Consider the following 21,117-nt stretch of genomic DNA (forward strand, 5'->3'; position numbering starts at 1 on the left):
AGGTGCCGAGTGGTGGGGCAAGAGCCTTTTGCTTACTTTTGGGCTCCTCCAAAAGTGAGCCGCTGTAAAAGCGGAACCATAGGAGGCCGTTACCGAAGAAATGGATATGTACTCGGTCTAATCCAAAACCCTGGTGCAACATCGCACCACAGTTGTGTAGATACCTATGCCCATCGCTGGCAAGCCAGCCCCCACAAGGATCTGGACGCGGCACATGGCGTAGATCGATCAGCCAAGTCAAAGCCATAGACAGCATCGATCACCCCGTCAGCCAGAGCAATTGGACAGGCTGCCTCCAGGCCTCTAGCCTTCAACCGCTGCCACAGCACGAAAACGGCTGAAGACCCCACTGATGATTGTCCGTCCCAAACCCAACCTGATCGGCATCCTGTTCTCCCTCAAGGGTTCGATTGCCAAGCGCATCGCCTTGCGCAGCCTGCTGGTGACGCTGCTGGCATCGGTCATTGTGCTGGTGGAAACCTGGCACCCCGCGTACTTCTCCAAGGTCAATGCCACGCCTTTCACCCTGCTAGGGCTGTCGCTGTCGATTTTCATGAGCTTTCGCAACAACGCCTGTTATGACCGCTGGTGGGAAGGCCGCAAGCAATTGGGCCAGTTGATCATCGAGCTGCGTTCGCTGATCCGCGAAACCCAGGTGCTCAAGGACCCAGGTGAACGTGAACCGCTGCTGCGCGAACTCTGCGGTTTCGCCCATGGCCTGATTGCCCGGCTGCGGGTCGAAGACGAGGCTGCGGCAATCAGACCATGGGCCGATGTCGAGGCCGACCTGCGCCATCCGAATCTAAGCGATCGCCTGCTGCAACACGTCGGCGCCCGTTGCTCACGCCTGGCCGAGCTGGGCCGGATCAGCGAATGGCGCTATACCCAACTGGAAACCCGGCTGGTCAGCCTGAGCCAGGTACAGGCCGCTTGCGAGCGGATCAAAAGCACGCCCCTGCCCTTCCCCTATACCCTGCTGCTGCATCGGACCATCTACCTGTTCTGCATCCTCCTGCCCTTCGCCATGGCCGAACCGCTGGGCTGGCTGACGCCGGTGTTCACGGCCATCGTCAGCTACACCTTTTTTGGCCTGGACGAAATCGGCGACGACCTCGAAGATCCGTTCGGCTTCGATGAGAACGATCTGCCGTGCAATGCCCTGCTGCGCCTGATCGAGCGTGAAGTCCTGGCCGCCCTCGGCCACGACGAACTGCCCCCGGCCCTGGAGCCGGTCGACTACGTTTTAAACTAGGCGCGGGTTTGACTCAGGGCCTGCGCTGACCGAAGCTGGCACCCCTGCACTCGTTGTCAGCTTCCGGATCCGCGCATGTCCAAGCCTCGTCGCTACCTGATCATCAGCCTACTGGTTGTCGTTGCCATCGCCATCACCTGGCTGTCCCTGCGCAGTGTCGCGCCGCAGGTGCCGGAGGCGATCAAGCGCGGCTACAGCGAAGCCCTGGACCAGGCGCGCAATGGCAAGCCCGGTGCGGCGCGTGTGCTGTACCAGCAATTGGCCCGTCCGGATATCTCCGACAAGCGCCGCCTGTGGCTGCATGCCGAACTGCCCAACTACCCCAGCCCCCAGGCCCTGAAGCTGGCCGATGCCGACCTGCACCACCCTTCGGTGGCGGTGCGCGAGGCGGCGATCGACAGCATCGTCGGGCTGGTGCCCAGCGGCCAGCGCAGCTTGTTGCTCGGGCCACTGCTGGAGGACAGCGAGCAAGCGGTGCGATTTGCCGCCGCCGAGGCGTTGCTCGGTTTGTCGCCCGATGACCTGGGGCTGTACTTCGGTCCGCTGCAGCAAGTCATCGATGAGTACGAGCAGGCACTGCAAAGCCAGCCAGTTACCGCCCACACCCAGTACCAACTGGCGCGCCTGCACCTGCACAACGCCGAACTCAAGCAGGCGCAGCAAGCCTTGGAGCAGACCCTGGCCCTGGACCCGGGCAACCTGCCTGCGCTGGTGATGCAGATCGAGGTCCTGGACAAACAAGGCCAGAGCGAAGCGGCCCAGCAACTGCTGGCCCGCCAGCTCAAGGCGCAACCTGACTCGGCGTACCTGCAACACGCCCTGGGTTTGTGGCTGTTGCACCACGGGCAAAGCGAGTTCGCCCTGCTGGGGTTGTCCAGGGCGGTGGAGCTGGAGCCGAACAACAAGCACTACCGCTATGACCTGGCGACCACCCTGCACAGCGAGCACGAGCTGGAAGCGGCGCAGAAGCAGTTGCAGGAAATCGTCCAGCGCCACCCGGCCGATCGCAAGGCGCGGGTACTGCTGATCAACTACTGGAAGGAAAGCGGCCAGTTGCAGAATGTCCAGGTGCTGCTGGCGCAGCTGGAGCAGATGAATCCGGACGATCCGGCGCTGCAGCAGGGTCTATGATCAGATTGCGTTGAACCGTTTGGCTCGTCCCGGGGTCCAGTGAACAGGCAGCCATTTCGCCAGTATCGGCCGCTGCCTCGCTTCCCCTAGTCATGAGAGGGCATTTTTTGTCTACATCCAACGAGTTGAACAGTGAAAAAGCCGCCACCGGCATTGAAGGCCTGGATGACATCCTCGCCGGTGGACTGTCCCGCGGCCATGTGTTTCTGCTGGAAGGAGAACCCGGCACGGGCAAGACCACGGTGGCCCTGCATTTTTTGATGGCCGGCGCCCGCGCTGGTGAACGCTCGCTGTACATCACCCTGTCGGAAACCGAACGCGAATTGCGCCAAGGCGCCAAGTCCCACGGCTGGGAACTGGATGAGAACATCCACATCTTCGAGCTGACGCCGCCAGAGAGCCTGCTCAATGGCGAGCACCAGCAGAGCCTGCTGTATTCCTCGGACCTGGAGTTGGGCGAAGCCACCAAGCAGATTTTCGAGGTGGTAGAACGGGTCAAGCCGACCCGGGTGGTGCTCGACAGTCTTTCGGAAATCCGCCTGCTGGCCCAGAGTTCGCTGCGCTATCGGCGGCAGATCCTGGCGATCAAGCACTACTTCGTGCGCTACGACGCCACCGTGCTGTTGCTCGACGACCTGACCACCGAATCCCTCGACAAAACCGTGCACAGCGTGGCCCACGGGGTGATTCGCCTGGAAGAACTGACCCCCAACTATGGCGCCGAACGCCGGCGCATCCGGGTGGTCAAGTACCGGGGCCAGAAGTATCGCGGCGGCTTTCATGACTTCACCATCATGGCCGATGGCGTGCACGTGTTCCCCCGGCTGGTGGCTGCCGAACATCGCGGGCGGTATATCCGCCAGCAGTTGACCAGCGGCATCAAGGAAATGGACGCCCTGCTCGGCGGTGGCATCGAGACCGGGTCCAGCACCCTGATCCTCGGTCCGGCCGGTACCGGCAAATCGCTGATCTCGATGATCTTCGCCGCCGCAGCCGTGGCACGGGGCGAAAAGGCCGCGCTGTTCATCTTCGATGAAGAGCTGGGCCTGCTGTTCGAACGCATGAAGAACATGGGCATCGACCTGCAAGCCCTGCAAGACTCCGGCAACCTGCTGATCGAACAGGTGGACGCGGCCGAACTGTCCCCAGGCGAGTTCTCGCACCGGGTGCGCCGTTGCGTCGACGAACGCGGGATCAAGACCGTGGTGATCGACAGCATCAACGGCTACCAGGCCGCCATGCCCGAGGAAAACGCCCTGGTGCTGCACATGCACGAGTTGCTGCTGTACCTCAATCGCCAGGGCGCCGCGACCTTCATGACCGTGGCCCAACACGGGCTGGTGGGTGACATGCAGGCGCCCGTGGATATCACTTACCTGGCCGACACGGTGATTCTGCTGCGTTACTTCGAGGCCCTGGGCAAAGTGCGCCGGGCCATTTCGATCATCAAGAAACGCACGGGCAGCCATGAATCGACCATTCGCGAATACCGTATCGGCAGCACCGGCATGACTATTGGTGAGCCCCTGGACGCCTTTCAAGGCGTGTTGCGCGGTGTGCCCACCTACCTGGGCGCCAACACACCGTTACTTGTGGACGAAAACCATTGATCGCGCTCAAGGCAGTGTCCGAGCGCGCGTTGATTCTTGCGCCCTTGGGACGCGACAGCCAGATCGCCCTGACCCTGCTTAACGAGGCCGGTTACGCCGGCGTGATTACCCAGGGGCTGGGCGTGCTGTGCGAGCAACTGGAACACGGTGCGGGCCTGCTGCTGATTTCCTCCGAGGCCCTGCTGGGCGCGGACCTGGAGCCATTGCTGCGGTTTATCGAGCAACAACCGGCCTGGTCGGACTTGCCCATCGTGCTCCTCACCCACCATGGCGGCGCCGAGCAGAACCCAGCGTCGCGCTTTGGCGCCCAGTTGGGCAACGTGACCTTCCTCGAGCGCCCGTTTCACCCGGTGACCCTGATCAGCCTGGTATCCACGGCGCTGCGCGGGCGCCGCCGGCAGTATGAAGCCCGCGACCGCCTGGTGGATTTGTACCAGAGCGAGCTGCGGCTGAAGAACACCCTGGAAACCCTCGAGCAACAGGTCGAGGAACGCACCACCCAACTGCGGCACAATGAAGAGGCCCTGCGTCAATCGCAGAAAATGGAAGCGGTCGGCCAGCTCACGGGCGGTATCGCCCATGACTTCAACAACATGCTGACCGGCATCATTGGCAGCCTGGAATTGCTGCGCCGGCGCCTGGCGCGCGGTTGCACCGAAGACCTGGACGGGCTGATCGACCTGGGCGTGACCTCCGCCAACCGCGCCGCTGGCCTGACCCATCGCCTGCTGGCGTTTTCCCGACGCCAGTCGCTGGATTCCAAGCCGGTGGAAATGAACACCCTGGTGCGCTCGATGGGCGAACTGCTGCAGCGCAGCATCAATGAAAGCATTCAGTTGAACATGCAACTGCAGGATCCGCTGTGGGTGGCCGAGGCCGACCCCAACCAGCTGGAAAGCGCCCTGCTCAACCTGGTCCTGAATGCGCGCGACGCCATGCCCGACGGCGGCACCCTGGCGGTCAAGACCTTCAATCAGCACCTGGACACCGAGTTCACCCAAGCCCACGGCAACCTGCAAGCCGGCGATTATGTGGTGTTGAGTGTGATCGACAGTGGCTGTGGCATGCCCCAGGCCACCATCAGCCGGGCTTTCGACCCGTTCTTCACCACCAAGCCGATCGGCCAGGGCACTGGCCTGGGGCTGTCGATGATCTATGGCTTCAGCAAGCAGTCCCGTGGCCACGTGACCATCCAGAGTGCAGTGGGCAGCGGGACCACGGTGAACCTCTACCTGCCGCGCTTTCGTGGCGACCTCACGCAAAGTCAACCGCCCCAGGTGCCCCACGCACCGGGGGCAAAGGCCGGGGAAACCGTGCTGATTGTCGAGGACGATCCGGCGGTGCGGGTGCTGGTCAGTGCGGTATTGAGCGAGTTGGGGTATGCCTTCGTCGAAGCCGGGGACGCCGACAGCGCGGTGCCGATCCTCGATTCCGAACAGCGCATCGACCTGCTGATCAGCGACGTCGGGCTACCTGGCATGAACGGCCGGCAACTGGCGGAAATCGGCCGGCAATACCGGCCCGACCTCAAGGTGCTGTTCATTACCGGCTACGCCGAGCATGCCGCGGTGCGCGGCGGCTTTCTCGACCCGGGCATGCAAATGATCACCAAGCCATTCACCTTCGACCTGCTGACCGCCAAAGTCCGCGAAATGATCCGCACCTGAGGCAACTGCCAGCACGGCCCCGGGACGCTCATCAGATTGAGTAATGCGGGGATTGCGGTTGGCTCAGGAAAGCATTTCCTGCATCAGTTCCTGCAGCACGTCGAGGTCGAACGGCTTGGCCAGGATCGGCGCCTTTTGCGCGATGGGGCTGCCGGACTCGCGGATTTCCTGCGGGTAGCCGCTGATGAAAATCACCTTGAGCTCAGGGCGCAACTTGACTGCCGGCTCGGCAATCTGCACTCCGGAAATGCCTCCGGGCAGGCGAAAGTCGGTGATCATCATGTCCAGGTGGGGTTTGCTGGCCAGGATCGCGAACGCTTCCTCGCCGTCCACCGCCTGCAACACCCGATAGCCCTCGCCTGACAGGTAGGCGGCAAGCACCATCAGGATCGAAGGATCATCTTCGACGATCAATACGACGTCTTGTGCATCTTCACTCATGGGAAGCCTTTGTTCGGTCAATAGCTGCTATTACGACCCTGCATCGCTGCAGAGGTTGCGTTTATTTTGCCTGTTTTACTAGAGCGGCAGGCAAACCCGGAACATTGCGCCCTCGTTGATCCGGCTTTCGACGCTGATCGAACCTCCATGGGCGGCGATTATCTGCTCGGAAATGAACAGCCCAAGGCCCAGGCCCGCCACTACGGTCTTGGCCGAAACCCGTTCGAACTGCTGGAATATCCGCTGCTGGTTCTCTTCACTGATGCCGATCCCTCGGTCGCGTACTTCAACCCGGGCCTGGCCATCCTGGCTGTACACACGGACTTCGATCAGGCCTTTGCCGCCATACCGCAAGGCGTTGGTCAGCAGGTTGGAAATCACCTGCTCAATGCGGAATTCGTCCCAGTGTCCCTCTACCGGATGCTCGGCAATGAAGCTGATGGAACACTCGGCGGCCTCCACCTGCGGCGCAAAGTTCTGCAGCAGGTTAGCCACCCGTTGTGACAGGTCGAAGTAGCTGGGCCGGATGGAGAGCTTGCCCGTGCGAATCCGCGACACATCGAGCATGTCTTCGATCAGCCGAATCAGGCTTTTGATCTGCCGCTCATCGCGGTCGACCATCGCGTGCATCTTGTCCAGGGTAAAGGCTGCGGCGTTGTCGCGGGCCAGGTGCATCTTGCGTAACTGGGTTTCCAGGATCAGCCCGTTCAACGGCGTGCGCACCTCATGCGCGACGATCGACATGAAGTCGTCGCGCATGCGTACTGCCTGCTCCAGTTCGCCCTGGGTGGTCTGCAACTGCTTGAGCAAGGCTTCCTGCTCGCGGCGGCTTTGCTCCAGGGCTTCGACCTGCAGCTTCATTGCCTTGCGTTGCCGGAACAGGTCGACGAACACGTTGACCTTGCTCTTCACCGCGTGGATATCCAGGGGTTTATGCAGGAAGTCCACCGCGCCGCTTTCGTAGCCCTTGAAGGCATAGTTCATTTCGCGTCCGGCGGCGCTGACAAACACGATCGGAATGTTCTTGGTCTTTTCCGTACCGCGCATCAGTTCTGCCAGCTCGAAGCCATTCATGCCCGGCATCTGCACGTCGAGAATGGCCAGGGCGAACTCGTGCTGCAGCAGCAGCGACAGCGCTTCATCGGCCGACAGCGCCTTGTACACCGCGCGATCTTCGCGCTTGATCAGCGCTTCAAGGGCCAGCAGGTTCTCCGGCAGATCGTCGACGATCAGCAATTTGGCCTGGATAGTACTTAGCATGAGGTTCCTTCCAGCTCGACAAGCAGACGGCCGATGCCGTGCAAGGTGAGTATGTGATCGGGTTGCTGCAGGGCCAGCGCCGCGTCGGGCATGGTCGCCACCTGGGCTTCGGCCGGGTCCTGGACCACGGTCAACCCGCCCAGGCGCTTGACGTGCGCCAGGCCCCGCGCGCCATCCTGGTTGGCGCCGGTCAACAGCACCGCCAGCAAGGCCGGGCCATAGGCGTCGGCAGCGGATTCGAACAGGTAGTCGATCGCTGGCCGCGAATAGTGCAGGCGCTCCTCCAGGCTCAGGGACAAGCTGCGATCCTGCTCCACCGACAGGTGATAACCGGGTGCAGCCAGGTACAGGGTGCCGGCCTCGATCACGGCCTTGTCGAGCGCCTCGACCACCGGCATCGCCACCCGCCGCGCAATGACCTCAACCAACTGGCTGCGCCGTTGCTCCGGCAGGTGCAGGACGACAATGATCGGCAAGGCAAAACCCGACCCCAGCTTGCCGAAAATACTCAACAACGCCTCCACGCCACCGGCGGAAGCGCCAATGACGATGGCCTCGACCCGCGAGGCTGGAGCGTTGCTCAACAAGCCGGTTTTCATGTTTTACGGTAGATCCGTTCTTGTTTGACCAGGGGCTCGAACTGTTTGCTGTAGCTCGAAAAGTCGAGGGTTTCCTTACTGCCCAGCACCAGGAAACCGCGGTGACAGAGCGACTCATGAAACAATCCGAAGGCGCGATCCTGCAACTTTTTATTAAAGTAAATCAATACGTTACGACACGAAATTAATTGAGTTTCTGAGAACACGCTATCGGTTGCCAGGCTGTGATCGGCAAAGGTCACGTTGTCACGCAGGCTCTTGTCGAAAATCGCGTAATCGTAGGCAGCAGTGTAGTAGTCAGCGAATGAACTCTGCCCGCCGGCCTGCTGGTAGTTGCGGGTATAGGCGCGGATGTTCTCCAGGGAAAAGATCCCCTGCTTGGCCTTTTCCAGGGAGCGCGGATTGATGTCGGTGGCGTAGATGATCGTGCGCTCCAGCAGGCCTTCTTCGCGCAGCAGGATCGCCATCGAGTAGACCTCCTCGCCCGTGCTGCAGCCGGCAATCCAGATCTTGATCGACGGATAGGTGCGCAGCAGGGGCACCACTTCCTGACGAATCGCCAGGAAGTGCGCCGGGTCGCGAAACATCTCGCTGACCGGAATGGTCAGCAACTGCAGCAATTGCATGAACGCCGCCGGATCGTGCAGGACTCGCTCCTGCAACGCCGAAATGGTCTTGCATTCGAACTGGTGCAGGGCGTGATTGACCCGGCGCTTGATCGAGGCGCCCGAGTAGTCACGAAAATCGTAGCTGTACTTGAGGTAGATCGCTTCGATCAGCAGCCGCAGTTCGATTTCAGTATTGCGCTCCACTAAATTCTTTCCATCTTCGGTAACCACACGCGAATCAACGAGAACAGGCGATCCAGGTCGATGGGCTTGGCCAGGTAATCGTTGGCGCCCGCCTGCAGGCAGCGCTCCTGATCGTCCTTCATGGCCTTGGCCGTGACGGCGATGATCGGCAGCTTGCGCCAGCGCGGATCCTTGCGAATTTCCACGGTGGCCTGGAAGCCGTCCATTTCCGGCATCATCACGTCCATCAATACCAGGTCGATGTCCTCGACTTCATTGAGTTTGTCGATCGCTTCACGACCATTACGGCCAATGACCACGATTGCGCCTTTGTGCTCCAGGGCGCTGGTGAGGGCGAAGATGTTGCGCACGTCGTCGTCCACCAACAGCACCTTGCGCCCTTCGAAGACCTTGTCGCGACTGCGCGCGGTCTTGAGCATCGTTTGCCGCTCATGGGACAACCGCGATTCGACTTTGTGCAGAAATAATGTCACTTCATCCAGCAGCCGCTCCGGCGAACGCGCGCCCTTGATGATGATCGACCGCGAATACTTGCGCAGGTCTGCCTCTTCATCGCGGGTCAGGTTGCGCCCGGTGTAGACGATCACGGGCGGGAACGAGCAGATGTCTTCGGTGGACATGCGCTTGAGCAGGTCATTGCCGAGCATGTCGGGCAGCTTGAGGTCGATGATCATGCAGTCATAGATGTTGTTGCGCAGCAGGTCCAGCGCTTCCTGGGCCAAGCCCACGGCGGTAATTTCGATGTCATCGTCGCCGATCAGCCGGGCGATACTGTCGCGCTGCAGGTCATCGTCTTCCACCAGCAGCACGCGCTTGACCTTCTGCGTCAGCTTGGCCTCCAGGCGGGCGAACACGTCCTTGAGTTCCTCGCGAGTGGTCGGCTTGACCGCATAGCCCACGGCGCCCATGTGCATCGCAGCCTCGACCCGGTCTTCGACCGAAATCACATGCACCGGTATGTGGCGGGTTTCGGCGTGTTCCTTGAGGCGCTGCAGCACGGTCAGCCCGGAATGGTCCGGCAGGCGCATGTCCAGCAGGATCGCGTCGGGCAGGAACTCGCTGGCCAGGTCGTAACCTTCATCGGCACCATGGGCCACCAGGCACTGATAACCCAGTTCATGCGCCAGGTCGTAGAGGATATGCGCAAAGTTGACCTCATCCTCCACCACCAGGATGCAGCGGGTGCTGAACGGCGCATTGGCGCGGTCATCGGCAAAGCGCGGGATCTGCGCCTCGATGATCGCGGCCGGACGTGCCACCGGCACCGCCGGGACAAAGGCGACCGACGCCGGTGGCGGCAGTTGGACGCTGTTCTCGTCACGCTCCACGTACTGCTCGGGCAACAGCAAGGTAAACAGGCTGCCCTGCCCCGGTTCGCTGCTGACGGTGATCGAGCCGCCGAGCAACGCTGCCAGGTCGCGGGAGATCGACAGCCCCAGCCCGGTGCCACCGTAGCGCCGGTTGGTGGTGCCATCGGCCTGGCGGAACGCCTCGAAAATACTGCTGTGCTGATCGCTGGCGATGCCGATCCCCGAGTCGCGCACGGCAAAGGCTATTGCGCCCCCTGGCTGCAGACTGACATTGAGGCTGACTTCGCCCTGCTCGGTGAATTTGATCGCGTTCGACAACAGGTTCTTCAGCACCTGCTCCACACGCTGGCGGTCGGTGAACAGCAGCGTCGGAGCGTCCGAGTCCAGGTGGACGTTGAACGCCAGGTGTTTGTCCACCGCCAGCGGCTCGAACATGCCGCGCAGGCCGTCCACCAGACGCGCAACACTGGTGTTCTCCGGGCGTATCTCGAGCTTGCCGGCCTCGACCTTGGAGATGTCGAGGATGTCGTTGATCAGGTTCAACAGGTCATTGCCGGCGGAGTAGATCGACTCGGCGAACTTGACCTGTTCGGCGCTGAGGTTGTCCTGGGGGTTTTCCGCCAGCAACTTGGCGAGGATCAACGAACTGTTGAGCGGCGTGCGCAATTCGTGGGACATATTGGCGAGGAATTCAGACTTGTACTTGCTGGAGCGCTGCAGCTCCTGGGCACGGTCCTCGAGCTGGACCTGCGCCTGGTTCAGTTCGGTGTTTTTCAGGTCCATGGCGTCGCGCTGTTCGGCCAGGGTTTGGGCCTGCTCGGCGAGCTGCTCGTTGGTCTGCTCAAGTTCCACCTGCTGGGTTTCCAGGTGGGCCTGGGACTCCTTGAGAATCCGCGACTGTTCTTCCAGCTCTTCGTTGGCGGTCTTGAGTTCTTCCTGCTGGACCTGCAGCTCTTCGTTGAGTTGCTGGGTCTCGGCCAGCACTTCCTGCAAACGCTGGCGATAACGGGCCGCTTCGATCGAGGTGCCGATGTTGCCGGCAATCAACTCAAGCAACTCGATGTCACGCTCGTCCAAGGCCCGCAGGAAACCCAGTTCGATCACCCCATTGACCCGGCCGTCGTCGCTGGTAGGCACCACCAACACACTGCGCGGCACCCCGTCGCCAAGCCCGGAGCTGACTTTGAAATAGTCGGCCGGCACCTCGTCCAGGCGAATCAGGCGGCCCTGCAGTACGGCCTGGCCGGCGATGCCCTCGCCGTTATAGATCTGCTGGTCAACGGCTTCCTGCTCGCGGGAAAAACCATAGGTTGCCACGCGATTGAGGCCGCCATGATCCTCCTTGACGTAGACCGCCGCGACTGCGCTGCCCAGGTATTGCGCACAAAACTGCAGGATATTGCGCCCCAGCAGGTTCAATGACAGCTGGCCCAGCACTTGTTCGGCCAGTTCAGTCTGGCCGTTGCGCAACCAGGCCTGTTGTTCCAGGCGCCGGGCGCTGCTTTGTTGGGCCGCCAGGTTGGTGCTGTAGCTACGCGAGAGGCTGAGCAAGTCGCGGCGCCCGATGTAGGCCAGCAAAGCGCTGATGCCGACCACGAACAGGACGTACAGCGTAATGCTCCAGAGCGTGGTGCGACGCACCTCTTCATTGCGCGTGGTGCGCAACTGCTGCTCCATCTCGATGACGTCTTCGTACTGTTTGCGGATCTCGTCGGTCAGGCGCTTGCCGCGACCGGCGCGCACGGCAGAACGGTAGTCGCCGCTGCTGCGCTGTAGCTCGATCATGGTCTGGGCGTAGGTGTTCCACTCCTCCTGCATGGCTTGCAGACGGTGCAACCGATCGACCTGGACCGGGTTGTCCGCGGTCAGTTCCTGCAGGGTTTGCAGGGCCACTACAATACGCGGCCGGGCTGTCTCATAAGGGTCGAGAAAATGCTCGTCACCGGTCAGCAGGTAGCCGCGCATGCCGGTTTCCAGGTCGACCGTGAGCTTGACCGCTTCGTTGGCGTTGTTGATCACCCGATCGGTATGCTCCACCCACTGGATGGTCGACATCAGGTAGGTGATCAGGGAGACGAAAAACACCACGCTGAGCACGCCCACCCCCAACGGCAAGCCGATGTTGCGGCTCAGGAGTTTGCGGAAACTTTGCTCATCAACGGACGACGAAGTGATCATTTGCGGGCCTTGGTGGACGGGCATAAATGAAGGAGTTTGCCCCAAAATCGCGTCTGGGATCCATTTTTCTGACAGCTTAGCCAGCATTTTCCTGCATTGCGCTGCAATCTCCCCAGCACCGGGGTTATCCTGTCGAGGCCCGTACCCTGAGGGTTTTTTCAGCCCGCCGGGAACTTGTCGGGGCCGGCTGATTACTGATGAAAAAGCCGGCCAATTTGCGACACCGGTCACCCCACGCCCTTTTCGAGAACAGTCACTATGTCCAGCACCACTGCCACCATCCTCGTAGTCGAAGACGACGCCATCGTGCGCATGCTGATCGTTGATGTGCTCGAAGAACTGCAATTCAAGGTGCTGGAGGCGGACAGCGGCACCGCGGCCCTGGTCCTGCTGGAAAACCGCGATACGCTCATTGACCTGCTGATGACCGATGTGGGCCTGCCGCAAATGGATGGCCGGGAGCTGGCTGCACGCGCGCGCGCGCTGCGCCCGAGCCTGCCGATCCTGTTTGCCAGCGGTTATGCCGAAAGCCTGGAAGTGCCTGCCGGGATGCACGTGATCGGCAAGCCCTTCTCCATCGATCAGTTGCGCGACAAGGTCAAGGGCCTGCTGGCTGACCGCCCTGTGGTTTAATAACGCCGCTCGCGCCCTCCCCCCTGCCGCTTCAAGGAAATACCGCTCATGAGTCAGTCCCGCGCAACCAAAGTCCTGGTTATTGGTTACGTCTGGCCCGAACCCCGCTCATCCGCCGCCAGTGGGCACGTGATGCAGATTCTCGAGACATTCCTGGAACAGGGCTGGGACATTACCTTCAGCAGCCCGGCAGGCCCCGGCGAGCACAAGGCCGACCTGACGGCCATGGGTATCGCAGAGTGCAGCATCGAGCTCAACAGCAGCAGCTTTGATGCTTTCGTCAGTGAACTGGCCCCGGATATCGTGCTGTTCGACCAGTTCATGATGGAAGAACAGTTTGGCTGGCGCGTGGAAAAACACTGCCCTAACGCTTTGCGGGTCCTGGAGACTTCAGATTTGCAAAGCCTGCGCCATGCTCGCCACCAGCGGCTCAAGGACCATCTCAAGGCCAGCGACGACCACGATGACGGCACCGCGCTGTTCGGCCAGACGCTGGCCCATGAGTTCACCGCGATGGCCGACACCGATCTGGCTCGGCGGGAAATTGCCGCACTGTTTCGCTGCGACCTCAACCTGATGATCTCCGAGGTGGAGATCCGCTTGCTGGTCGAGCACTTCAGCCTGCCACCCAGTGCCCTGCATTGGTGTCCACTGATGCTCGAACCCACGGCACAGGCGCTGGCTCCGTACGCCGACCGTGCGCATTTTCTTAGCATCGGCAATTTCCGCCACGCGCCGAACTGGGACGCGGTGCTCTGGATGAAAAATGCCGTCTGGCCGCTGATCCGCCAACAACTGCCTGGCGCGCAACTGCACATCTATGGTGCCTACACGCCGCCCAAGGCGAGCGCCTTGCACAACCCGGCGCAGGGTTTTCACATCATGAACTGGGCAGAGGATGCGTTGCAGGTGATGACGGCCGCGCGTATTTGCCTGGCGCCCCTGCGTTTCGGAGCCGGGATCAAGGGCAAGATTGTCGACGCGATGCTCTGCGGCACGCCCAACGTCACCACTCCCATCGGCGCCGAAGGCATGGCCGGGGACATGCCCTGGGCCGGGGCGATTGGCCAAAGTGCCACGGCCATTGCCGCAGCCGCGGTGCGCCTGTACCAGGATGAACACCTCTGGAACCAGGCCCAGGATGCCGGCGTAAAGCTGCTGCACGCCCGTTACCGGCAAAGCGTGCATGGCCCGGCGCTGATCGCACGCCTGGAACATTGCCGCGAACATCTGCTTGAGTTACGCCAGGCCAACTTTATTGGCGGCATGTTGCGTCATCACCAACACAAGAGCACCCAGTACATGTCGCAGTGGATTGAAGAAAAGAACCGCAACAACGCGTAAGCGGTAATCTGGCCAGGGGCAGTGCCGGGCTGCAGGTTGTTTCGGCACGCTGCCTTGTTCCTGCACGACCTCCTCCAATTCCCACGGCCCTTAGCGAAATCTGCAACTACCGAGCACTGCAACTTGAGCCTAGTTTAGGAACTTCCCTCTTCTCATTTCGCTCATTGGCAAATTACACATGACAGACTGCACCCACCAAGCGGCCCGGCGTGCATATATGAAGAGTGGAAACGTTGTTGACCCACAGTGCAACTTCATCAGCCGTCCTTAAATAGCCTGGTGCGACAGGACGGAATCATGACTACTCAAGGAAGTGTAGATATGAATATCACCCACACAGCAAAAATCTCATTCCGGCATGAATGGATGAGCAAGACCCCGAGCATGGACGGCTTGACCCTTAACCAACTGGTTTGGCCAGGAGCTCACAACTCGGGAATGGATTTGTATAGCGCCGACAACAACATAATCAATAGCGTGCTAGCCTCCCACACCATGTGCCAGAACGGCCCTTATATCCAACAGCTCAATAGCGGTGCACGGGCACTGGACCTGAGGGTTTTCTCCAACTCCAGAAGAACAGATATTTATCAGTTCGAGGCCTTTCACGGCCCCGCAACCGGCAGCCCGCTCAGCGATCTGGTCAAGGCTCTGGATTTTTTCCTCGATAAAAACCCCGACGAATTCATCCTGCTCGACGTGCATCAAACCGAGGGCAGCCAAGGTAACGGTTTTGCTTTCAAGGAGTTCAACGATGCGATCAACAGTCGCCTGGGCGAGCGCCTGATCCCTTATGCCAACCGCAACCTGACATTGGCTGAACTGAAAGCCATTAGCCGCACACAGCGGGTGGTGATTGCCGCTTCGGGGCACCCCGAATTCGACGCACGGGTATTCTGGCCGAAGATCCAGCACCGCTGGAGCGGCCAGGACCTGACTTCTCCCAGTGAGCTGAAACAACACATCGCCCGCACACTCGACAATCCGCCAGACGGTTCGCTGCCGTGGTCGCTGTCAGCAACCAGTTATATCTGGTTCGATGCGTCGGGCATTTCCCTTATTGACCCGTTATTCGGGGCTAACAACGCTTTCGTAAGGGTCAATAAGATCACCGATGAACTGAATGAATGGTTCAGCCCCACCCCCAACGGCGAATGGCTGCTCAAGTGCAGCATTATCAATGTCGACTTTATCGACGAAACCTTGCTGGTCGAGTACTGCCGGGAAGCCAACATGTACAAGGCACGTAAAAAGTAGTCGTTGACCTTGGTCGGATCTTGCGGCTTGCCCGCGATGGTCTCAAGAACGCTGCGTTCATCCTGGATCTGCGCGTTATCGTTGACGTCCATCGCGAGCAAGCCGCAAGCGGGTACCCGCTCCAACAGGGGCGGCGTTGCCCATGGTCCTATAACACTGAAAAGTTGTAGCTGAGGATCAGCCGCGTTTCATCTACATCCCTGGCGACCGCCTCGTAGTTGGTACGGTAGGTCGCGCTGCGCAGGCGCAGGCTCAGGTCCTTGAACGTACCGCCCTGGATCACGTACTTGAGCTCGCTGTCGCGCTCCCATTCCTTTCCCTCTTGCTCGCTGCCCGCCACCTTGATCTGGTCACCGCTGACGTAACGGGTCAGAAAGCTCAAGCCATTGATGCCCAACGCCTTGAAGTCATAGTCGTAGCGTACCTGCCAGGAGCGCTCCTGGGCCGCGGCGAAGTCGTTGACCTGGACGTAGTTGACCAGATAAGGATTGCTGCCATCCAGGTAGGGCATCGAGGTGTCGCCGATCATCCGCTGCCAGCCGGCACTGAAGGTGTGGCCACTGATGGCATAGCCGAGCATCCCGCTCAAGGCGCGGTTATCGATGCTGCCGGCGCGCGCGGCGCCGGTGTCGGCGCTGCTGAGCAAACGCAGGTCAGCCTTGAGCAGCCCTGGGCCCATGGGTTGGTTACCGAGCAAGCCAACGAAGTGCTGACGGTAGATCTCATCGAGCTCCGCGTACTGGTACTGCGCACTCAAGCGCTCGTTGAATTTATAGTCCAGGCCATACAGGTCGAAGTGATCGGCGCTGATATTGCACGCGTAGCGCTTGTTCTTGCAGTGCACGCGGATGTCTTGCTGGTCGGTGGAATCCCGGGCGGTGTACTGGTCCAGGCGGGCGGCGGTGAAGGTCAGGTCCTTGAGTTCCCTGGACGTCAGCAAGGCGCCATTGAACTGGGTCGGCAGCAGGCGCCCGTCGTTGTATTTGAGCAGCGGCAGATCCGGCAACAAGGAGCCGTACTTCAATACACTGCGCGAGATGCGCATCTTGGCCGTCAGGCCGAGCTTGGCGTATTGGTCTTCCGAGCCACGGGGGTTGCTGCCGGAGGACGGCAGTAGGCCGCTGTTGCTGCTGTCGGCACTGGAGTCGAGCTTGAGCCCGAGCATGCCCAGCGCATCCAGGCCAAAACCCACGGTGCCTTCGGTGTAACCCGACTGCAGGTTGAGGATAAAACCCTGGGCGGACTCTTCGCGCTTGGAAGCACCTTGCGGGTTGCTGCTGTGGCCATCGCGAAAATCGCGGTTGAAATACACCGTACGCGACTCGACGCTGGCGCGACTGTCGTCGATGAAACCACTGGCCTGAGCGCCAGTGCTAAAACCTGCGCACAGGGCCAGGACGCCGAGGCCCAGAGCCGGGCGCGGTGTGATGAGGGAATACGGGGGACGCATGAAAAAAGCTCCAGCAGTGCATCTGTGCGACGGGTCAATCAAGCAACACAAATAACGCGCACCCCATGCCGGACAAGGCTCGGGAATGCAGGGGGAAGTAATAACGGGTGATCGCCAATGATGGCATAAGGCTTGTTTGCTCGGCAGGCGACTTTAGTCGGAAATCCGCCGGCGAAAAATCAGCGCAAATCGACTTAACCTCCGGTTAATCCTGTGGTCCAACAGTGACTGGACCGCGTTCGCGCAGAGCTCTCTGACGCCCCACGCGGCAGGGCCGGCATCCGAAATGCCGCGCCGACTTCAAGCCCGCTGTGGAGACTATCCATGAACCTGCGAATCCTCCTGCTTGCCACTTCTCTCGCCTGCACCGGGGCCTCCGGCCTGGCGCTGGCCGACAACACCAACACCGCGCTACCCGTGCCCTATCACTACGGCATGGAGCTGCACGTGAAACACGTGATCTCGATGACCGAACCCAGCACCGAGGAATGCAAAGTGGTCACTGCGCAGATGACGTTCATCGACAACCAGGACAAACAGGAAAACATCAGTTATCAGAAGCTCTCGGACGCCTGTAGCTATCAGAACTGAACCAAGGGCTGAAATGCCCCTGGCCTGGCTGCAAGACCAGGCCCGGGGCATCTGGGGTCGAACTTTTCGAGCGTGGGCTTAGAATGCCCGCAGTTTCGGCTCGATCGCATGAGTGCCAGGTTTGTATGCCAGGTCATGGCGCAACTCGGCAATCAGCTCGTTGATTTCGCGGCAACCATTGAGGGTGCTGGCGTCGATCCCGGTGACCACGAGGTCGACCTGATCAGTTTGGTGATCACCGAAGATCTTGATGGTCATCGACAAGTCCGGTGACAGCGTGCATTGGCAGCGTTTTGGCAAAAAACTGCTTTCAATGATATTGCGCAGTTCCAGGGCAGACAGAAACATAAGCAGGCTCTCCTTTTTATCGACCGAATAATGTTTGTTTGGTCAACCTCTGCCGGCCGGGCCGGATCTTTCCTTCGCGATGGTTCCCGGTTTCTGCCAGGACGCAGCCCGAGATTTATTTTTACATGATGCTCTTCATATTCCTTCACAAGAATGGAGCATTAAACATGCCTAAAACCGCTCGCAGCAGTTCGTAGGCCAATCAGCAGCTTAGGTCAGGCATCAACATTTGGGCTCATGCAAAACGCAAGATTGGCGGTAAATCGTCCTGCAATTTGCCAGCTCCACCATTGCGGTTTGCATTAGGCGAGCGGCACGGTAAGAATGCTCCCGTTCACCGAATCCACCCTATGCAAGGAGGCATCATGCGCTCTTCTCACTTAAGCGTCATGGCCGTGCTGCTGGCCGGTCTGTCGACCCAGGCCTTGGCCACAAAACTCGAAGACGTCGCGCCCTTTCCGAAGGCGGACAAGGGTTTTACCCGGCAGGTCATTAACCTCGCCCCGCTAACCGCTGAAAACAATTACCAGGTCGAGATCCTCGCCGGCAAGACCCTGACCGTGGATTGCAACAACCCACGCCTGGGCGGCATTCTCGAAGAAAAGAACCTCGAAGGCTGGGGCTATCCGTTCTACCGGATGGACAAAGTCATCGGCCCCATGAGCACCCTGATGGCGTGCCCTGATGACAAGCGCACGGAAGCCTTCGTGCCCGTGGTCGGAGATGGCTTCATGCTGCGTTACAACAGCAAGCTGCCCATCGTGCTCTACGTACCCAAAGACATCGAAGTGCGCTACCGCATCTGGTCGGCGTCCGACAAGGTCGAGAAAGCCGTCCAGCAATAACCCTGCCGGCCCACGCTCAAGCCGACGCGCCCCACAAGGCGGCGCGCTCGGCGACATGGCGCAAGCTGTCGAAGTTGATGTTGGCGCCTGAGTCGATGGCCACCAAGGTTTGTCCCTGGATCGCGTTGCGTGCCACATACTGCTTGATTCCCGCCACGGCCAAGGCTCCAGAAGGCTCGGTGATCGAGCGGCTATCGTCGTAGATATCCTTGATCGCGGCGCACAACTCATCGTTACTGACGGTGAGCACCTGATCCACGTAGTCGCGGCATATGGCAAAACCGTGGGCGCCGATCTGTGCCACGGCAACCCCGTCGGCGAAACTCCCCACGCTCGGCAACATCACCGGTTCCCCCGCCGCCATCGCCGCCTGCAGACAGGCCGAATGCTCGGACTCAACGCCGATGATACGGATAGTCGGCCGCAGGTATTTGACGTAGGCGGCGATGCCCGCGATCAGCCCGCCCCCACCGACCGGAACGAAGATCGCATCCAGGCGCCCCGGATGCTGGCGCAGGATTTCCATGGCCACGGTGCCCTGCCCGGCAATCACATCCGGGTCGTCGAACGGCGAGACGAAGGTGCGAGCGCTGTCGCGCGCCAGTTGCAAGGCATGCTCCAGGGCAAACGGGAAACTGGCACCGTGCAGCAGGGCCTGCGCGCCACGGCTACGCACGCCGATCACCTTCAACTCCGGCGTCGACTCGGGCATGACGATACAGGCGTCGATCCCCAACTCCCGTGCGGCCAACGCCACCCCCTGGGCGTGGTTGCCGGCGGACGCGGTGATCACGCCGCGGGCTTTCTGTGCCTCACTCAGGTGGGCCAGCTTGTTGTAGGCGCCGCGAATCTTGAAGGAGAAGGTTGGCTGCAGGTCTTCGCGCTTGAGCAGGATCTGGTTGTCCAGCCGCTGGGACAACGCGGGCGCTGCCTGCAGCGGCGTACGCACCGCCAGTTGATAGACCGGTGCGGCGAGGATCTTCTTCACATAGTGCGCCAGTAGCGGCTGGCCGGCGGTGGGAGTGTCCATTGATGTCTCCTGGAGTACGTCAGGCCCTGGAGACAGAAAAACAAAACCCGCCTCAAGGGCGGGTTGGGTGCAGCCGTCAGCTAGCCCGCCAAATTCGCAATGGCGGTAATAATAATGCTTGGCTGGCGGCGCGATACGGTGAAAGTCATGCCCGGAAATTAGCCTCGGGGCGCCAGCAAGTCAATCCCCGGTTTGCAGGCCGATCTTGTAAAGCGCACCGTTCCGGTCGTCCGTCAGCACATAGAGGTAGCCATCCGGCCCCTGGCGTACATCGCGGATCCGCGCCTTGAGCTCACCCAATAAACGCTCCTCATGCACCACCTTGTCACCATCGAGCTGCAGGCGAATCAGTTCCTGGGTCGCCAGCGCGCCGATGAATACACTGTGCTGCCAAGCCTTGAACCGGTCGCTGTCGTAGAACGCCATGCCGCTGATGCCCGGTGACTGCTGCCAGACGTGATGCGGACCGACTGTCCCTTCCACGGTCTGGCCGCGAGCTTCGGGGATTGGCAGACCGGAGTAGTTGATACCGTGGGTCGCATAGGGCCAACCGTAGTTTTTACCGCGCGAGATGATGTTCAGCTCATCGCCGCCCTTGGGTCCGTGCTCGTTCTCCCATAGCTCACCGCTCCAGGGGTTGAGGGCTGCACCTTGCGGATTGCGCTGGCCGTAGGACCAGATTTGCGGGCGTACCCCGGCTTGGCCGACAAAGGGATTGTCCTTGGGGACCTGGCCGTCCGGATAGATCCTCACCACTTTGCCTTGCAGCTTATCGAGGTCCTGCGCCGTTTCGCGCACGTTGTTCTCGCCCAGGGTGATGAATAGATAGCCGTCACGGTCAAACACCAGGCGCGAGCCGAAATGGTTGCTGGTGGACAGCTTGGGCTCCTGGCGGAAGATCACCTGGAAATCCTCCAGTGCCCTGAGGTCCCTGGACAAGCGGCCACGACCGACCGCCGTGCCGGCCTTGTCCCCGGCACCACCGCCCTCAGCGTAGGACAGGTACACCAGGCGGTCACTCTTGAACTGCGGTGACAGCGCCACGTCAAGCAGGCCGCCCTGGCCCTTGGACCAGACACTGGGCACCCCGCTCAATGGCGCCGAGGGCTTGCCCTCGAGGTCGACGATACGCAGGTTGCCCGGCCGTTCGGTCACCAGCATACCTTGCTGGTCGGGAAGAAACGCCAGGGCCCAGGGGTGTTCCAGGCCTTCGGTGAGCTGGGTCACCGTCAGGCTGCCCAGCTCGCTCGGCAACTGTTGGCTGGACGCCGCCGACACTGGCAGCGCAATCATCAGGGCGCTGCCCAACAGGGTCGCCAAAAGAGTTTTACCTGACATGCACACTTCCTTTATTGCTGA

At 60.7% G+C, this 21,117-nt stretch carries 16 protein-coding genes and 3 pseudogenes; 9 read left to right on the forward strand and 10 right to left on the reverse strand.

Annotation, left to right across the window (positions count from 1 at the left end):
- The first annotated feature begins 352 nt into the window (after window positions 1–352).
- From ACIOVD_RS16935 to ACIOVD_RS16950, 4 genes are all read left to right on the forward strand, one after another.
- The gene (locus tag ACIOVD_RS16935; protein WP_320334424.1) at window positions 353–1,252 is read left to right on the forward strand and encodes a bestrophin family protein; all 900 of its coding nucleotides are present in this window, start codon (window positions 353–355) and stop codon (window positions 1,250–1,252) included.
- Between the two features lie 75 nt (window positions 1,253–1,327).
- A complete protein-coding gene (locus ACIOVD_RS16940) occupies window positions 1,328–2,383 on the forward strand; it encodes a tetratricopeptide repeat protein (protein ID WP_159995657.1) in 1,056 nt (351 codons plus the stop codon).
- A 107-nt stretch (window positions 2,384–2,490) separates the two neighbouring features.
- A complete protein-coding gene (locus tag ACIOVD_RS16945) occupies window positions 2,491–3,993 on the forward strand; it encodes an ATPase domain-containing protein (RefSeq protein WP_095168304.1) in 1,503 nt (500 codons plus the stop codon).
- A complete protein-coding gene (locus tag ACIOVD_RS16950; RefSeq protein WP_159995655.1) occupies window positions 3,990–5,660 on the forward strand; it encodes a response regulator in 1,671 nt (556 codons plus the stop codon). The genes ACIOVD_RS16945 and ACIOVD_RS16950 overlap by 4 nt, the downstream gene beginning before the upstream one ends.
- A gap of 63 nt (window positions 5,661–5,723) precedes the next feature.
- Here the strand turns inward: ACIOVD_RS16950 and ACIOVD_RS16955 are convergent, their stop codons facing one another.
- The 6 genes and pseudogenes from ACIOVD_RS16955 to ACIOVD_RS16980 all read right to left on the reverse strand — a co-directional run.
- Entirely contained in the window at window positions 5,724–6,101 is a 378-nt protein-coding gene (locus ACIOVD_RS16955) for a response regulator (RefSeq protein ID WP_095168307.1), read from the reverse strand.
- Window positions 6,102–6,179: 78 nt separating this feature from the next.
- A complete protein-coding gene (locus ACIOVD_RS16960) occupies window positions 6,180–7,361 on the reverse strand; it encodes an ATP-binding protein (RefSeq protein WP_401129180.1) in 1,182 nt (393 codons plus the stop codon).
- Complete coding sequence (locus ACIOVD_RS16965; protein ID WP_095168310.1) at window positions 7,355–7,960, reverse strand: chemotaxis protein CheB; 606 nt, start codon at window positions 7,958–7,960, stop codon at window positions 7,355–7,357. The genes ACIOVD_RS16960 and ACIOVD_RS16965 overlap by 7 nt, the downstream gene beginning before the upstream one ends.
- Window positions 7,957–8,772: a protein-glutamate O-methyltransferase CheR gene (locus tag ACIOVD_RS16970; RefSeq protein WP_095168311.1), complete on the reverse strand. Its 816-nt coding sequence runs from the start codon at window positions 8,770–8,772 to the stop codon at window positions 7,957–7,959. Before ACIOVD_RS16970 ends, ACIOVD_RS16965 begins: the two co-directional genes overlap by 4 nt.
- A pseudogene (locus tag ACIOVD_RS16975) lies at window positions 8,772–10,001 on the reverse strand (response regulator); the annotation flags it as partial. The pseudogene ACIOVD_RS16975 and the gene ACIOVD_RS16970, both read right to left, overlap by 1 nt.
- 89 nt (window positions 10,002–10,090) lie before the next feature.
- Window positions 10,091–12,260, reverse strand: a pseudogene (locus ACIOVD_RS16980) (CHASE3 domain-containing protein); the annotation flags it as partial.
- Window positions 12,261–12,518: 258 nt separating this feature from the next.
- Here ACIOVD_RS16980 and ACIOVD_RS16985 point away from each other — a divergent pair.
- From ACIOVD_RS16985 to ACIOVD_RS16995, 3 genes are all read left to right on the forward strand, one after another.
- Complete coding sequence (locus tag ACIOVD_RS16985) at window positions 12,519–12,893, forward strand: response regulator (RefSeq protein WP_401129182.1); 375 nt, start codon at window positions 12,519–12,521, stop codon at window positions 12,891–12,893.
- A gap of 48 nt (window positions 12,894–12,941) precedes the next feature.
- Window positions 12,942–14,237 (forward strand): glycosyltransferase, encoded by a 1,296-nt coding sequence (locus ACIOVD_RS16990; protein WP_401129184.1) that lies wholly within the window; start codon window positions 12,942–12,944, stop codon window positions 14,235–14,237.
- Between the two features lie 321 nt (window positions 14,238–14,558).
- Window positions 14,559–15,494 (forward strand): phospholipase, encoded by a 936-nt coding sequence (locus ACIOVD_RS16995; RefSeq protein ID WP_095168317.1) that lies wholly within the window; start codon window positions 14,559–14,561, stop codon window positions 15,492–15,494.
- A gap of 148 nt (window positions 15,495–15,642) precedes the next feature.
- Here the strand turns inward: ACIOVD_RS16995 and ACIOVD_RS17000 are convergent, their stop codons facing one another.
- Window positions 15,643–16,944, reverse strand: coding sequence for an OprD family porin (locus tag ACIOVD_RS17000; RefSeq protein WP_401129186.1), 1,302 nt, complete (start codon window positions 16,942–16,944; stop codon window positions 15,643–15,645).
- 324 nt (window positions 16,945–17,268) lie between these two features.
- On the opposite strand from ACIOVD_RS17000, the gene ACIOVD_RS17005 reads away from it, so the two are divergent.
- Window positions 17,269–17,535: a DUF2790 domain-containing protein gene (locus tag ACIOVD_RS17005; protein WP_095168321.1), complete on the forward strand. Its 267-nt coding sequence runs from the start codon at window positions 17,269–17,271 to the stop codon at window positions 17,533–17,535.
- A gap of 78 nt (window positions 17,536–17,613) precedes the next feature.
- Here ACIOVD_RS17005 and ACIOVD_RS17010 read toward each other — a convergent pair whose 3' ends face one another.
- Window positions 17,614–17,883, reverse strand: a complete 270-nt coding sequence (locus tag ACIOVD_RS17010) for a DUF1652 domain-containing protein (RefSeq protein ID WP_095168323.1) — start codon at window positions 17,881–17,883, stop codon at window positions 17,614–17,616.
- 365 nt (window positions 17,884–18,248) lie between these two features.
- On the opposite strand from ACIOVD_RS17010, the gene eco reads away from it, so the two are divergent.
- Window positions 18,249–18,728, forward strand: coding sequence for a serine protease inhibitor ecotin (gene eco, locus ACIOVD_RS17015; protein ID WP_401129189.1), 480 nt, complete (start codon window positions 18,249–18,251; stop codon window positions 18,726–18,728).
- A gap of 34 nt (window positions 18,729–18,762) precedes the next feature.
- Here eco and ilvA read toward each other — a convergent pair.
- Both ilvA and ACIOVD_RS17025 read right to left on the reverse strand, forming a co-directional pair.
- A pseudogene (gene ilvA, locus ACIOVD_RS17020) lies at window positions 18,763–19,758 on the reverse strand (threonine ammonia-lyase, biosynthetic); the annotation flags it as partial.
- A gap of 180 nt (window positions 19,759–19,938) precedes the next feature.
- Window positions 19,939–21,096 (reverse strand): PQQ-dependent sugar dehydrogenase, encoded by a 1,158-nt coding sequence (locus ACIOVD_RS17025; RefSeq protein ID WP_401129191.1) that lies wholly within the window; start codon window positions 21,094–21,096, stop codon window positions 19,939–19,941.
- Window positions 21,097–21,117: the final 21 nt, after the last annotated feature.

Source organism: Pseudomonas sp. NPDC087626, assembly GCF_044743405.1.
Lineage (GTDB): Bacteria > Pseudomonadota > Gammaproteobacteria > Pseudomonadales > Pseudomonadaceae > Aquipseudomonas.